The 14,226-nt window shown below is 61.9% G+C and carries 16 protein-coding genes; 2 read left to right on the forward strand and 14 right to left on the reverse strand.

Going from position 1 to position 14,226, the window contains the following annotated elements:
* Positions 1 to 39 precede the first annotated feature (39 nt).
* The 3 genes from AC0L2X_RS07965 to AC0L2X_RS07975 form a co-directional block, all read right to left on the reverse strand.
* Positions 40 to 978: a GlxA family transcriptional regulator gene (locus tag AC0L2X_RS07965; RefSeq protein WP_302895626.1), complete on the reverse strand. Its 939-nt coding sequence runs from the start codon at positions 976 to 978 to the stop codon at positions 40 to 42.
* Between the two features lie 348 nt (positions 979 to 1,326).
* On the reverse strand, positions 1,327 to 1,461 hold the full coding sequence (locus tag AC0L2X_RS07970) for a hypothetical protein (protein ID WP_013894968.1): 135 nt from the start codon (positions 1,459 to 1,461) through the stop codon (positions 1,327 to 1,329).
* 335 nt (positions 1,462 to 1,796) lie between these two features.
* Positions 1,797 to 1,982 carry a hypothetical protein gene (locus tag AC0L2X_RS07975; RefSeq protein WP_352452109.1) on the reverse strand — a complete coding sequence of 62 codons (186 nt, stop codon included), beginning with the start codon at positions 1,980 to 1,982 and terminating at the stop codon, positions 1,797 to 1,799.
* Positions 1,983 to 2,212: 230 nt separating this feature from the next.
* Here AC0L2X_RS07975 and AC0L2X_RS07980 point away from each other — a divergent pair, with 230 nt between their 5' ends.
* Positions 2,213 to 3,112 (forward strand): LysR substrate-binding domain-containing protein, encoded by a 900-nt coding sequence (locus AC0L2X_RS07980; RefSeq protein WP_023676521.1) that lies wholly within the window; start codon positions 2,213 to 2,215, stop codon positions 3,110 to 3,112.
* A 6-nt stretch (positions 3,113 to 3,118) separates the two neighbouring features.
* Here the strand turns inward: AC0L2X_RS07980 and AC0L2X_RS07985 are convergent, their stop codons facing one another.
* The 10 genes from AC0L2X_RS07985 to AC0L2X_RS08030 all read right to left on the reverse strand — a co-directional run bounded on the left by AC0L2X_RS07985 (position 3,119) and on the right by AC0L2X_RS08030 (position 12,546).
* Entirely contained in the window at positions 3,119 to 4,102 is a 984-nt protein-coding gene (locus AC0L2X_RS07985) for an alpha/beta hydrolase (RefSeq protein ID WP_473556762.1), read from the reverse strand.
* Between the two features lie 221 nt (positions 4,103 to 4,323).
* Positions 4,324 to 4,488, reverse strand: a complete 165-nt coding sequence (locus tag AC0L2X_RS07990) for a hypothetical protein (protein WP_352865282.1) — start codon at positions 4,486 to 4,488, stop codon at positions 4,324 to 4,326.
* Positions 4,489 to 4,674: 186 nt separating this feature from the next.
* The gene (locus AC0L2X_RS07995; protein ID WP_473556760.1) at positions 4,675 to 6,744 is read right to left on the reverse strand and encodes an ASKHA domain-containing protein; all 2,070 of its coding nucleotides are present in this window, start codon (positions 6,742 to 6,744) and stop codon (positions 4,675 to 4,677) included.
* Between the two features lie 112 nt (positions 6,745 to 6,856).
* The gene (locus tag AC0L2X_RS08000) at positions 6,857 to 7,831 is read right to left on the reverse strand and encodes a methyltetrahydrofolate cobalamin methyltransferase (protein ID WP_023676516.1); all 975 of its coding nucleotides are present in this window, start codon (positions 7,829 to 7,831) and stop codon (positions 6,857 to 6,859) included.
* 80 nt (positions 7,832 to 7,911) lie between these two features.
* Positions 7,912 to 9,003 (reverse strand): methylenetetrahydrofolate reductase, encoded by a 1,092-nt coding sequence (locus AC0L2X_RS08005; protein WP_352490723.1) that lies wholly within the window; start codon positions 9,001 to 9,003, stop codon positions 7,912 to 7,914.
* Positions 9,000 to 9,623 (reverse strand): methylenetetrahydrofolate reductase C-terminal domain-containing protein, encoded by a 624-nt coding sequence (locus AC0L2X_RS08010; protein WP_352490722.1) that lies wholly within the window; start codon positions 9,621 to 9,623, stop codon positions 9,000 to 9,002. The genes AC0L2X_RS08005 and AC0L2X_RS08010 overlap by 4 nt, the downstream gene beginning before the upstream one ends.
* Positions 9,616 to 9,918 (reverse strand): virulence factor, encoded by a 303-nt coding sequence (locus AC0L2X_RS08015; protein WP_352490721.1) that lies wholly within the window; start codon positions 9,916 to 9,918, stop codon positions 9,616 to 9,618. The genes AC0L2X_RS08010 and AC0L2X_RS08015 overlap by 8 nt, the downstream gene beginning before the upstream one ends.
* A gap of 236 nt (positions 9,919 to 10,154) precedes the next feature.
* Positions 10,155 to 11,066 (reverse strand): fatty acid desaturase, encoded by a 912-nt coding sequence (locus AC0L2X_RS08020; RefSeq protein WP_473556756.1) that lies wholly within the window; start codon positions 11,064 to 11,066, stop codon positions 10,155 to 10,157.
* Positions 11,067 to 11,109: 43 nt separating this feature from the next.
* Positions 11,110 to 11,892, reverse strand: a complete 783-nt coding sequence (locus AC0L2X_RS08025) for a formyl transferase (RefSeq protein ID WP_473599560.1) — start codon at positions 11,890 to 11,892, stop codon at positions 11,110 to 11,112.
* Between the two features lie 78 nt (positions 11,893 to 11,970).
* The gene (locus AC0L2X_RS08030; RefSeq protein ID WP_473556752.1) at positions 11,971 to 12,546 is read right to left on the reverse strand and encodes a DUF4893 domain-containing protein; all 576 of its coding nucleotides are present in this window, start codon (positions 12,544 to 12,546) and stop codon (positions 11,971 to 11,973) included.
* 121 nt (positions 12,547 to 12,667) lie between these two features.
* On the opposite strand from AC0L2X_RS08030, the gene AC0L2X_RS08035 reads away from it, so the two are divergent.
* A complete protein-coding gene (locus tag AC0L2X_RS08035) occupies positions 12,668 to 13,591 on the forward strand; it encodes an NAD-dependent epimerase/dehydratase family protein (protein ID WP_473556750.1) in 924 nt (307 codons plus the stop codon).
* Between the two features lie 4 nt (positions 13,592 to 13,595).
* Here AC0L2X_RS08035 and AC0L2X_RS08040 read toward each other — a convergent pair whose 3' ends face one another.
* Positions 13,596 to 14,225 carry a DUF1638 domain-containing protein gene (locus AC0L2X_RS08040; protein WP_473556748.1) on the reverse strand — a complete coding sequence of 210 codons (630 nt, stop codon included), beginning with the start codon at positions 14,223 to 14,225 and terminating at the stop codon, positions 13,596 to 13,598.
* Position 14,226: the final 1 nt, after the last annotated feature.

A 14,226-nucleotide genomic window follows, 5' to 3' on the forward strand; every position in this document is an offset into this window, starting at 1 on the left:
TCATGACAATTTTCGGCTGCGCCCGCGAAACGTGCCGGATCAAGCCGCCAGAAGCTGTTTGCGGTCGACGCGTTCTTGTTGCGGCGAGCGGGCATAGAGTTCGCGATAGCATTTGGAGAAATGCGAGGCGGAAACAAAGCCGCAGGCGACCGCCACTTCGACCACCGGCAACGACGACTGGATCAGCAGGTGCCGAGCGCGGTCGAGGCGGATCTCCAGATAGTAACGGGCAGGGGAGCGCCCCATCTCGGTGCGGAACAGGCGCTCGATCTGCCGGCGCGACAGGTCGACATGGTCGGCGATCTCGATCAGCGAGAGCGGCTCGGAGAGATTGGCCTCCATCAGCTCGATAATGGTCAGCACCTTGGAATTCTGTACGCCAAGGCGGGCGCGCAGCGGCAGGCGCTGGCGGTCGGTCGGGCTGCGCACGCGATCGGTCAGCACCTGCTCGCAGACGCGGTTGACGAGGCTTTCGTCGAAATCGTCGCCGATCAGCTTCAGCATCATGTCGAGCGCGGCGGTGCCGCCGGCGCAGGTGTAGATGTTCTGGTCGATCTCGAAGAGATCGGCGAAGACATTGGCCTTGGGGAACGCCTCGGAAAAGCCCGGCAGGTTCTCCCAATGGATGGCGCAGCGCTTGTTGGACAGCAGGCCGGCGGCGGCCAGGATATGCGCGCCGGTGCACAGGCCGCCGACGGCAACGCCGCGATTGTACTCCTCGCGCAGCCAGGCAAAGGCCGATTTGTTCTGATAGCGCTCGACATTGATGCCGCTGCAGACGATGGCCATGTTCGGCCGGTCCGGTCCGGACATTTTCTTGCGCTCTTCCTCCAGCGAGGTGTTGACGGCGCATTCGACGCCGTTCGAGGCCCGAACCGGCTTGCCGTCGATGCTGGCGAGCCGCCAGCGATAGGCTTCATAGCCGAGCATGCGGTTGGCCGAACGCAACGGATCGAGCGCCGTCGCGAAGGCGATCATGGTGAAATCGGGGACCAGGAAGAATACGAACGATCGCCGGATCGGGTGCTTTACGACGTTCACGGGTAGATCCTCACGCTGCAATGGCGCGAACAGGATGTCGCGATCAGCATAGCGACATCAGGAAAAACGTTTCCTGTCAATTGGCTAGATGGCAACGGAAAGACTTTATTTGCGACATCGGTCGCAAATGGGCAATCGCTATGCGGCGAAGGACACGATGTGCCGCCGGATTGACCAAACGAGCCGACGCAGTCTGCGCACACGAAAACGCCGCCTCGGCAAAACCGAGGCGGCGCTGGATCGACTTCGAAGCAGTGCTAGGCTGCTTCCGTCAGGATCGCTGTCTCAGGCGACAAAGCCGAGGCGCGCGGCAGCCATGGCACCGGTCTGGCCAGGCATGGTGTTGGCCAGGCGCTGGCGCTCGAGCGCGGTCGTCAGGTTCATTTCGCGGCGGGCAAAAAGGCGGGCAAAAAGCTTCATGATCATCTCCATTCGATTGCTCAGACGGGTCGCCTTCGCTTGATGGAGTGGGGCAGCTCGTTTGTTGATGATGATATAGGCTTAGGTGAGGGGAAACTAAATCGCAAAAGCGAAGCACTTGATATGAAAAGCGACACGGAATGCGACAAATTTGGGCATTCTGCTCAGGATTTTCGATTATTTACAATGTGTTGATTGCCTGTGCGGGCTGCTATGCGCTTGGCTCATATGCGGCATGCGACGGCGACATGGCTCGGAAAAATCATTTGAATACAAACAAAAAGGCCTGCCGGGCTGATCTGCGCGGCAGGCCTTCAGCTGTTGATACACACGGTTTACTTTGCTCCAGCCCAGGATCCCACACCATGGCGAGTGCCGGCCTTGGCATCGGCAGCTTCGGGCCAGCCGATATCCTTCTGCAGTTCAATCGGCAGCGCGCGGATGGCGCGTTCCGTCTGGTAGCGGGCACGGGCCTCGCTGAACTCGGTCGCGATCCGACCGATGGATGACAGGATAGACATCTCATTCTCCTTCGCGTTGGGCCGGGTTGTCCCGGCGCTTGCAGCGTCAGGCGGTACACCGGGTTTGTTTCAGCTTCATTTCGTGTCGATTGCAGGTCCGTGTCATGATTGTTTCGGGACCACTTCCAATGCGTCCTGCCTTCGATGGAGTTGACTATCCTCCCAAACTGATGTTCAATCAAACGAAATGGAATGATGGTTTGCATCAGAAAAATTGAAGGTTGCTTCCCATGAACGCCCCACTCAATCATCCGCTCCCGCTGCTCGATCTCGACGTTCTGCGCACTTTCGTTGCAATCGCCGAGACCGGCAGTTTCACCACCGCGGCCAATGCGGTCTTCCGCACGCCGTCGGCCGTCTCCATGCAGATCAAGAAGCTGGAGGACATTCTCGGCCGCTCGGTGTTCGCGCGCGACGCCCGTTCGGTGACGCTGACCACCGATGGCGAGATGCTGCTTGGCTATGCGCGCCGGCTGCTGTCGATCAATCGCGAGGTGGTGTCGAAGTTCATCATTCCAGACATTGTCGGGGTGGTGCGGCTCGGCTCGCCGGACGATTACGGCGAACGTGTGCTGCCGCATGTGCTGAAGCGGTTCGCACAATCGCATCCATCAATCGCGGTCGACGTCACCATCGACCAGAGCGTCAATTTGCGCCGGCGCATGGACGACCGGGCGCTCGACATCACGCTGCTAACCAACTCCTACAAGACCAGCGCGATTGGCGCCGAAGTGCTGCTCACAGAGCCGATCGTCTGGGCCGGTGCCAAGGGCGGTTGCGCGCATCTGCGTGAGCCGCTGCCGGTCTCATTGTGGGAAGAGGGCTGTGCCTGGCGGGCAGGGGCATTGGAGGCGCTTGGCCGCGAGGGCCGCAACTACCGTATCGCCTATATGAGCGCACACACGGCCGGCCAGCGCGCCGCGATCATGGCGGATCTTGCGGTCGCGCCGCTGCCGAAATCGTTCCTCGGCAGCGACATGGTCGAGCTCTGCCCGAAGGACGGCATGCCTGACATCGGCACCTACAATCTCGCCATGGTGGTGACGCCGGACGCCAGCGCTCCGGTGAAGGCAGTCGCCGACCACATCCGCGCGACGTTTGAGATGTTCAGGGAAACCGGGAAGTTCTGACCCAAACTACGACCTGAGCGGCGCAACCAGATCGCGAGGGGTTCCGTCCCGATCTTTCTTTTGCAGCGCGAGCTCGCCTGCCTTGGCATGATAGCTGTCGGTTTCGTTGGTCAAGAACGCCACGATGCTGTCCCGCGCGCGCCGCGCCTCCGGCATATCGATCAACGGCCAGACATGGAACATGCCTTGTTCGTGGACGACCTCAATTTCGACGCCGGCCGCGCGCGCCTTTTCCGCGAAGATCAGATTGTCGGGGGTGAGCAGATCGCGTGAACCAGTCAGCAGCAGCGTTTTGGGCAGCACCGACAAGTCGCCGTAAACCGGGCTGATGCGCCAGTCGGTGGGATCTATGCCGGCGCTGTAAAGCCGGATCGCCTCGCGGCCGCCGGCAATGCCCAGCCACGGATCGTTGCGTTCAGCCTCATACATTTCTGGATTTGCAAGTGACACGTCGAGGCCGGGCGAAATCAGCACGTGGCGTGATGGCAAGGGCAGGCCGTCTTGCGCAGCCATCATGGTCAGCACGACGGCCATGTTTCCGCCGGCGGAATCGCCCATGAAGATGATGTCATTCGCCCTGGTTTCGCCGAACATCTGGCGGTAGACGGCGCCGACCATGCCGAACATGGCGTGAAAATCGTGTTCGGGAGCAATGGGATAGATAGGCACGGTGATACCGAACCCGAGCCGGTCGGCCATGTCGGCGATCAGCCGCCAATGATAGGGTGTGATTTCAAAGACGTAAGCGCCGCCGTGCAGGTAGAGAATCCGCCTCCGCTCACCAGCCTGGGGCGCGATCTCGTAGACGGGAAAGCCGTTGATCGTGCGGGTTGTGATTTCCAGGCGTGACCGCAGCGACGCAGGCGGCTGATGGTTTTCCGTCTTGCGCGCATAGGCGATCCAGCGCTGCAGGTTCTCCGGGCTGGAAAACGCCTTCTTGCGACTGTACCTGAGGACGAACGACACGACGTGGCTTTTGAGACTGGGCATGCAGATACACGGACTTCGGCTGAGCCGACTAAGAGAACCCCCGACTATTTCGAAGATTGTGTCGCCACCAAAAAAGTCAAGATTTATGCAATCGTTTGATTTTCGCCGACCTGGGCAGCTCAGCGCCGCGGCAGCAGCGCGGCGCTGAGCCAATTGCTGGGTGCAGCCGGAGCCGCATTGCGGCCCCGGCGAATACCGAGCAGCTTGCATTTGTCGATGAATCATCCGCGCTGCATGCCCCATCCGACCGAAAGCGGCGACACCGGCCAGCCAATGTCCTTCTGGATCTCAGGCGGCAAGCTGTTCAGGATGCGCAGCGACTTGCGGGCTTCGCGTGTTTTCTTGAAGGCCGCACCATAGCGGCCGAGGCTTTCGAACATCGACATCTTGATCTCCTTGGAGCGTTGCGGTGGCCGAAAACTGTTTCTGCCTGCCGTTCGATGCCGGTTAGATGCTCCGCCTATGTATCTGGCGGATTTCACGAAAACGCATTTTCGTTTCCAGATCGGCGCGATTTGGAAACATTTGCATACAAATGAAAATGTAAGGTCTGACGGTCTAGCGGAGGCGAGTCATCCCCGGCCGCGCCGCGCGGCGTGGCCTTCGCGCGAACGCCGCCGCGGGGCAGCATCGCCGGCAACGCCGTCTTCGCTCACCGTCTTGCGCGGCGGCAGTTTCACCGCCGCCGATAGCTTGGGGAACGGGTCGATCTTGTTCGGGAGCGCCATGGCATAAACGAAATGTTCCTGGAATTTCGGCTCCAGCGCCGTCTCGATCTTCTCGATCTTGCTAACGGTTTCCTCGATCTCGCGGCGATAGCCACGGTTCAAGAGCGCCATGCGGGCGCCGGCGCCGGCCGCATTGCCAACGGCCGAGACCTTGTCGAGGTCGCAATCCGGGATCAGGCCCAGCACCATTGCGTATTTCGGATCGATGAACGAGCCGAAGGCGCCGGCGAAGTGGATGCGGTCGACATGATCGGTGTGCTGCTTTTCCATCAAAAGCTTGGTGCCGGCATAAAGGGCCGCCTTGGCAAGCTGGATAGCGCGCACGTCGGTCTGGGTGATGGTGATTTTGGGCCCGCCTTCCTTCAGCACATAGGAGAAGGTTCGGCCGTTGGCTATAACGCGCGGTGAGCGGGCGCTCAGCGACCCGTCGACGACGCCGTCCTCGGAGATGATGCCGGCGAGGTACATCTCGGCGACCACCTCGATGATGCCGGAGCCGCAAATGCCGGTGACGCCGGTCGCCTGCACGCTGTCGAGGAAGCCCGGCTCGTCGGACCAGAGTTCCGAGCCGATCACGCGGTATTTCGGCTCCAGCGTTTCGGGATCGATGCGGACGCGCTCGATGGCACCCGGTGCGGCACGCTGGCCACCGGAGATTTCCGCACCCTCGAAGGCTGGGCCGGTTGGCGAGGAGGCCGCCACGACCCGCTGGCGATTGCCGAGCACGATCTCGGCATTGGTGCCGACATCGACGATCAGCATCATCTCGTCCTGGCGGTGCGGGCCTTCCGACAGCGTCACCGCGGCCGCATCGGCGCCAACATGGCCGGCAATGCAAGGCAGCATGTAAAGCCTGGCGCCCTGGTTGAGCTTCAAGCCGATATCCGATGCCTTGATGTGCACGGCGCCCGAGACGGCTAGCGCGAAGGGAGCGCCGCCGAGCTCGGTCGGATCGATGCCGAGGAACAGATGGTGCATGATAGGATTGCCGACGAAGACGGAATCCAGGATGTCGTTGCGCTGGACGTTGCCTTCGGTGCAGACCTTGTCCACAAGCCCCGAAATGGCCTCGCGCACGGCGACCGTCATGCCTTCGCGGCCGTCCGGGTTCATCATTACGTATGAGACACGGCTCATCAGATCCTCGCCGAAGCGGATCTGTGGATTGGATGTGCCCGACGAGGCGGCGACGCGGCCCGACAGCAACGACACCAGATGCATGGCGATGGTGGTCGAGCCGATATCGCAGGCAAGCCCGTACGCCTCGTTCTTGAGGCCGGGCCACAAAGCGATGACCCGCGCGGTCTCGCTGTCGGTGTCCTTGTGGATGGCGGCGGTCGCGGTCCAGTTGCCTTTGCGCAAAATGCCTTGCACCTGCGGCAACAGATGGAAATCGAAATCCAGGCTCTTGAGGCCCCAGTCCTTCATCAGCGCGATCTTCAGGCGGTCGAGGTCGCCGAGCGGCTTGTGCATGTCGGGTTCTTCGATCTCGACATAGCACATGCGGATTGCTGCATCGCGGGCGATGACCCTGGTGTCGGCATCCTTGCGGATGGTCTGCGCGTTGATGACGGTGTCCTGCGGGACGTCGACGACGAGATCGCCGAGGATCTGCGCCGAGCAGGACAGGCGGCGCCGTTCGGGCAGCCCACGCACGCGCTCGTAGCGCTCTTCCTTGGCGCCCTTGGGCGAGATGTGGTCGTTGGAAGAGACAATCTTGTGCTTGGCGAAATTGCCTTCCTGCACCTCGATCTGGCAACGCCCGCAAGTGGCACGCCCGCCGCACACGCTCTCGACATAGACACCGAGCTGGCGCGCGGCATCCAGCACCGGTGTGCCGACCGGAAACCGCCCGCGCTTGCCCGACGGCATGAACAGCACGAGCGGATCGGTGATGTTGACGGGAGAGTTCATACGTTCCAGACTTTACTTTCTACGCTGCTCGGGTCTTGGCCACGGCAGCGATGCCGCTGTGTTTCGGTTCCTCCCCAGCCCTAGGCCCATATCGTGTCGGCCAAGCCATGTCTCAACCCCGGGCCATCCGCGCTTCGCGGCCGCCGCGCCTGCGTCCGCCATTGCCATTGCCATCGCCCGGCGCGTTGACCTGCGTCCGGGCGGCAACGGCCTGGCCGCCTTCAGCAGGCTTGTAGTCCTTGTAGGTCCTGATCCAGTTGGTGCAGTTCTCGTCGGTGCCGTTCAGCACGTTGGCGCCGCGCACCGCTTCCATTTCCTGCGGCCGCACCGGGTTCATGATCGCCGAGGTCATGCCGGCGCCGATCACCATCGGGATGAAGGCGGCGTTGATGCCGTGACGGTGCGGCAGGCCGAACGAGATGTTGGAGAGGCCGCAGGTGGTGTTGACCTTGAGTTCCTCGCGCAGCCGGCGTAGCAGGGCAAATACCTGGCGGCCGGCATCGCCCAGCGCGCCGATCGGCATGACCAGCGGGTCGACGACCACGTCATGCGCCGGAATACCGAAATCGGCGCAGCGCTGAACGATCTTCTTGGCGACGGCAAAGCGCACATCGGGGTCCATCGAAATACCGGTCTCGTCGTTGGAAATGGCGACGACCGGAACGTTGTATTTCTTGATCAGCGGCAGGATAGCTTCGAGCTTTTCCTCCTCGCCGGTGACAGAATTGACCAGTGGCCGGCCCTTGGCAACCTTCAGCGCCGCTTCGATTGCCGCAGTCACCGAGGAGTCGATCGACAACGGCAGGTCGACCAGGCCTTGCACGATCTCCAGCGTCTGCACCAGCAGCGCCGGCTCGGTGGCGTTGGGATCGACTGCGGTGACGCCGGCATTGACGTCGAGCATGGTCGCCCCACAGGCGGCCTGCTCCAGCGCATCCTTGATGACGGTCTCAAAATTGCCGGCGATCATTTCGGCGGCCAGTTTCTTACGGCCGGTCGGGTTGATGCGCTCACCGATCACGCAGAAGGGCTGATCGAAGCCGATGATGATTTCTCGTGTCGCCGAGGCGACGATGGTCCGGGTCATGAAATCTCTCCACCGTGATATAAAGAGTTCTTTATATCGTTATCTGTTTCTGATCAAGCGAATGCTGACGATTCGCGCCGTCAATGCGCGGTCTTGACCATGTCGACCTGGGTTTCGGTGAGGTCGTCATGCAGTATGTGGTCGAGCCGGTCGGCAACGAGCTGGTCGTCGCGGCGGATTTCGCGCTTCCACGGCCGGCGGCCCTTCAGCACGCCGGATTCGTCGACGATCTCGGCGACATACTCTTCCTGGCGGTAGGCCATCACATGGACACCGGACACACCGGGAATTTCCTTCACCTCATTGATGATGTCGATGCAGAGCTGCTTGCCTTCCTTCTTCTGATCCAGAGCGCCTTCCAGGCGCTTGACGATCTGATCGGGAATGTGAATGCCCGGCACGTTGGAGCGGATCCATTTGGCCGTCTTGGCCGAGGCCAGCGGCCCGACGCCGCACAGGATGAAACATTTTTCGGTATAGCCGAGATCGCGGACCTTCTGCATGTAGGTGCGGAACATCGGTACGTCGAAGCAGTACTGGCTCTGCACGAACTGCGCGCCGGCGGCGATCTTCTTGCCCAGCCGATAGGGCCGGAAATCGATCGGCGGCGCGAACGGGTTGATGGCCGCGCCAAGGAAAAGCTGCGGCGGCGTCGTGAGTTTGCGGCCGGACAGGAATTTGCCGTTGTCGCGCATGATGCGGCAGGTTTCGAGCAGCGACATGCAGTCGAGATCGAACACCGGTTTGGCGCCGGGCTGGTCGCCGGCCTGCACGCCGTCGCCGGTCAGGCACAGCATGTTGGCGACACCCATCGCAGCACCCCCAAGCACGTCGCCCTGGATGGCGATGCGGTTCCGGTCGCGGCAGGCGATCTGCATGATCGGGGCATAGCCCATGCGGGTCAGCAGCGCGCAGATGCCGACCGACGACATGTGGCAGTTGGCGCCGGAAGCGTCGACGGCATTGATGGCGTCGACCCAGCCGTCGAAAATCCTGGCGCGGTTGTAGACGTCTTCCGGATCGGCGCTGTCGGGCGGATTGAGCTCGGTCGTCACTGCGAACTCGCCGCGTCGCAGAACCCGCTCAAGCCGGCCGCGGGAGGTGTGGCCGGGCAGGGGATCGAGCGGCAAATGGATGCCGGCCGGATTCTCGTCTGGCTGGCGGCCGATCATGCCGACGCTCCGGTGTTGGTAGTGTTCTGGGCCGCATTGCGGGCGGCCGCGGCCTGCGCGGTCACCCGCAGCCAGGCGGAAGTTTCGCGCAAGGACTGATCCACCGGCTTCTGCACGTCCAAAATCTTGTCGCCATGCACCATGTTCCGCGAGCCTTCCCAGGCCTTGACCCAGACGCAAGGCATGTCTGGCTCGACCTCGCAATTGCCGTTGGCGCGGACACCGCCGCAAGGGCCGTTGCGCAATTGCTTGGGGCAGTTCATCGGGCACGACATGCCGGTCGAGGATAGGATGCACTGGCCGCACATGCGGCAGTCGAACATGAATCCCTTGACGCGCTTCTCGACGAATTTCACCGGCCCTTCGACACGGCTGTAGCCGATGCCCTTCCATAGCGGGTGGAGAGTCAGGAACATGTCGGCAAACCTGGCGTAGAACCATTCGAGCAGCCGCGAATGCCGCACCGACCAAAGCCGCACCGCAAACGAGCGCTGCACGCGCCGCTGCGGCGACACGTCGGCCGGCTTGTAGTCGGATTTCGGCGCCGCGTTCTTGACGATGGTCGCCTGGGTCACGCCGGCTTGAGCCGTCGTCACCGGCATTGATTGGGGATCAGACATTTTCTTTGCCGCCCGCCTTGACCAGAGCGACCAGCCGCTCACGGTCGTATTTCGCATCAAGTTCCTGAAGGGCTTTCTCGGCCTCGGCTTCAAGATCGTCACCGACCGGGATGGGCTCTGCCTTGCGCCATTCGGCAAGATAGTCGTCGGTGCCGCCGGCGCCGGTGCGCATGGCGCACATGTCGATCGCCTCGGTGAAGCGCAATGGCAGTTCGCGCTTGGCGTTCTGCCGGCCCTTCTTGACGATGACCTGGGCGGGGATGTCGCGCCAGTAGACGACGATAAGATCGGCCATGAATTCCTGCTCCTGTAGAACGCCGCGCGTCCAATCGAACGCATAAACGATGCTCTACCACCTAACTCAGCTGCATCGTGCCCTCCGAAGATCGATTCCGATGTTTTGGGCCGATGCAGTGGTTTCGAGCATTGCCGGAAGCGCTGTTGGGCTGCTTGTTATGGGACGACGCGGGGGCCTTCAAAAGCGACGCAATCGACGGCCGCGGCTGAAAGCGGAGTTTCTTCCAGCACTGGTTAGCCGGCGCGGCCATCGAAGCTGCCGACCAGCTTCCCGTGGAAGCGCAAGTAACCTCGTTCGGTCGTGCGTAGATGCCCCGCGACGATCTCATGGAAGCGCGGCAGGCGGTGGAAGGGAACGGCCGGATAGGAATGGTGCTCCGAATGGTACGGCATGTTCCAAGCGACGAAGCGCACCAGCCTTGTGGTGAAGGTGGTGCGGGTGTTCTCGAGCATGTTGGCGACATGCGGACACAACGCGTGCTCGGCAAGCAGATAGGCCCGTAAGAACGGCTGTCCGACCAGCACCGGCACGATCCAGACACACAACAGCAGCGCCGACTGCGCGGCGAGCGATGCCGCCAGCAACACCGCATAGCCGATCAGGAACAGCCGCGCTTCCGCAACCACCTTGCCGCGACCTTTTTCCGGCACAAAGCCGTCGCGGTTGCGGCCAGCCGCATTGGTTGCGACCACGCGGCCCATGGCGATCCAATAGGGGCCGCCGGACAGATAGCGCAGATATTGGCTGACGGTCTCCGGCTTCGGCGCCATCAGTTCGGGGTCGTTTTCCGGGTCGTGCGTATGGCGGTGATGGGCGAAATGGAAATAGCGGAACCATGCCGGCGGCAGCAGGATCAGGAAGCCGGCCACGGCGGCAACAGCGCGATTGAGCCACGCCGTCCTGAACGCCGTTTCATGGATGGTCTCGTGCAACGGCGTGAAGAAGAAGACGATCAGGATTCCCTGCGGCAAGACGAGAAGCGGCCAGAACGGGATGCGGGCGGCGATCAGCGCGCCCAGCAGGATAACCATCCCGCCATGGACGGCCAGCCGGACAATGCCTGGCCCGTTGAGCCGGGCGGTGAGGTCGCGACGGTCCTCGACCGAAAGGCCGGCGATGATGGTGCGGTGATCTATGTCGCTCATTGTTCGATGTTAGCGGCGGGTGGCTGTCCGGTAAATCGGCGCGTCACCAGACGCCGTTTCTTATCCCGGTCCAGAGATAGAACCAGACCGTCGGATGATACCATTGTTTCGAAGGCAGGCCGGGATCCACCGTGCCGAGCTTGCCGGCCAGCGCATCCCGGACCGCTTCGACGCAGATGTCGCGCGAGAACGCCGCCTGCCGCAACGCGTAGCTTGAAATCGTGTCGCCCGGCTGTGGCTTGCCACGCGCCTGCCGCAGCACGCTGCCAGTGTCGACGCCGTCGTCGACGAGATGCACGGTGGTGCCGAAGTTTTCCGCATCGCCTGAAGCCAGCGCCCAGTAACCGCCGTTCATGCCACGATATTTCGGGGTGATGCCGGCATGGTAGTTGAGGACCGGGCAAGGGATTTTCGCCAGCGTCTGCCGCGACAGCAAGCGGCAGCCGGCGAGCAGCACCACACCCGGCTGGATTTCCGCGATCGCCTGCAGGCATTCCGGCGCGTTGGCCGACGGGACATGGATGATCTTTTGCCCAGGCTTCGGTTCGGTTTGTAGCTTCTGCCCGGCGGCGAGCCGTGCTGCGTGGCCGGCGAAGAAGCGCTTGCCGAGGCGCGTCAGCACCATCGTGGCGAATTGACCGATGGCCGAGGCCCAGCCTTGCCGCCGCGCCCGCCCGAGAAGCAATTGCTTTTTGGATTCAGGAGCTTCGAGGATGACGCTGACCGGGCCGAGTTGATCGGCGACGGCGTTGACGATCGCCCAGATATGCGGGCCGCCTTCGGTGACGACGACGATCGGCCGTTGGTTTGGTTTCGACCGTGCCATACTTCGCGACCCCACAAAGACCTGTTCTTTGCGCGCGAATGCTAGGCTGACCGGGTTAACCCTTGGTGATCGGAGGGCTCAGCGCTTGAATTCGAGGATATCGAGCTTCGATTCGTAATAGGGCGCCGGGAACTCGATGCGCCATTCGCCGGCGCTGTTGCGGAAGGCATAGCCAACCTGATCGCTTTCCCGGCCGCTGCCGTAGGGTTTTGCCGGATCGTCGTTGACGTAGAAGGAACCGAGATAGATCGCGCGTTTCTCGCCATCGTCGAAGAAGCGGCCCTTGGTGCGCTGCGAGCCGGTGATCTTTTCCAGTCTCCAGCCGGAACCGTCATCGCTCACCTTGCATTTGAACCAGCTATAGATGACGAGCGGGCTCAATCCGCCGGCCTTGATGGTGCGGCATTGCCAATTGCCGGTCAGGTCCTGGTCGGAGAAGGAAACCAGCGGCTTTGCCAGCAAGGCGTCGAGCTGCTTGACTTCGGCGGGATCGCCGGCCTTCGCCTCGTCAAGCGCTGCCTTGCGCGTCTCGCCATATTTGTCGAGCCGCGCCTCGTCGGCAGCGGTTATCAGCTTCTGCACCTCGCCATCGGCGAGCGCGGGCAGGGCAAAGCAGAAGACAACTGCTGCGGCAGTGATGAGGCGAACGATCATCGGTGGCGTTTCCCTTTTGACGGCTGGAGCAGCCTGTTTTCTTGTCTGGCGCATACCTTAATGTTTCGCCGCGCTCTGTCATCCGTGCCTGAGCATCGACAGCAGAAACGAGGTGGAAAGAATGCGGATCTTGCTGACGGGATCGTCGGGTTGGCTGGGCAGCGCCTTGGCACCGCGTCTGCGGGCCCTCGACCATCACGTCACCGGCCTCGATCTCGTTCCGTCTTCGGAAACGCCAATCCTCGGCTCAGTCGCCGATCGCGACCTGGTCATGCGGACGGTCGAGGAGAACCGCATCGAGGCCATCATCCATAGCGGCGCGCTGCACAAGCCTGACATCGAACGTCATCGCAACGAGGATTTCGTCGAGACGAATGTGCGCGGCACGCTCAACCTGCTCGATGCGGCAGCAACTTTTGGCGTTCAGCGCTTCATCTTCACGTCGACGACATCGCTGATGATTTCCCAAACCATCCGCACCGGCTTCACCGGCGGGGTACGCAAGGCGGCATGGCTGACGGAAGACATGTCGCCTGAACCGCGCAACATCTACGGCGTCACCAAGCTTTCAGCCGAACACCTCTGCCGGCTCTATCATTTGCTGTTCGGCCTGCCGGTGATCGTGTTGCGCACCGCCCGGTTCTTTCCCGAGGCGGACGACATGGCTCATGTGATCGAACAGTCGGATGCCAACACCAAGGCCAACGAGCTTTTATTTCGCCGGCTGACGGTAGAGGATGCGGCCGACGCCCACATCGCCGCTCTGGAGAAAGCGCCGCAATTGGGCTTCGACACCTTCATCATCTCAGCACCGACGCCGTTTCAGCCCGATGATTGCCGGGCATTGATCGCCGACGCAACGTCGGTCGTCGCGCGCTATTTTCCGGATTATCCGGCACTCTACTTGAAGAAAGGCTGGACGATGTTTTCGTCGATCGACCGCGTCTATGATGCGTCGCGGGCGAGGGACCGGCTGGATTTCGTCTGCAAGACGAGCTTTGCCGATGTGCTCGCTGGGCTCGAAGCTGAAGAAAACGGTGCCTAAAGTGTCAGGCCAGGGCTGAGGCCCCAGCCAGTTCCTTCGTCAGGTCGCCGTAGCCGGTCGAGCGGCGCTCATAGGCGAGGCCGAGCATTTTCGCCGCCTTTTCGGCGACCTTGTCGAGTTCCGGGTCGTTGGTCTGAGCGATATAGATCAGCTTCTCGTAGTTTCCGAAATAGTCCTTGATCAGCTCCGGGTGCTTGTCGAGGCCGAGCGGCTTCATGAAGAAGGCATCGAATTGCCGGCAGAGGAAGTCGGTCATGTAGAACGACATCATGTCGTCATCGGCGACCTTCGCATAGGCATCCATGCCCTGGTAGAAGGCAAAGCAATGCGGCCCGGCCATGCGCTCGACGCCATGCTTCTCGCAGACCCGATCGAGCAAGCCACCCGTGCCGCAATCGGCATAGCCGACGAAGATGTGTGTGTAGCCGTCCGCCCTGGCCTTGGCGATTGCCTTGTCCATGGCCGGCGCGATGCGGTCCGGATAGAAATGGAACTCCGCCGGCAGGCAGGTCAGGTCGAGATGGTCGAGCCCGAGCTGTTCCTTGACCGCCAGAATTTCACGCGCAATCATCCCGCAGGCGATGACGAGCAGCCTGTCGCCTTGATCTGATCGTTGTTTTCGCGCGGTAGTCATG

This window comes from Mesorhizobium sp. WSM4828, from assembly GCF_055811175.1.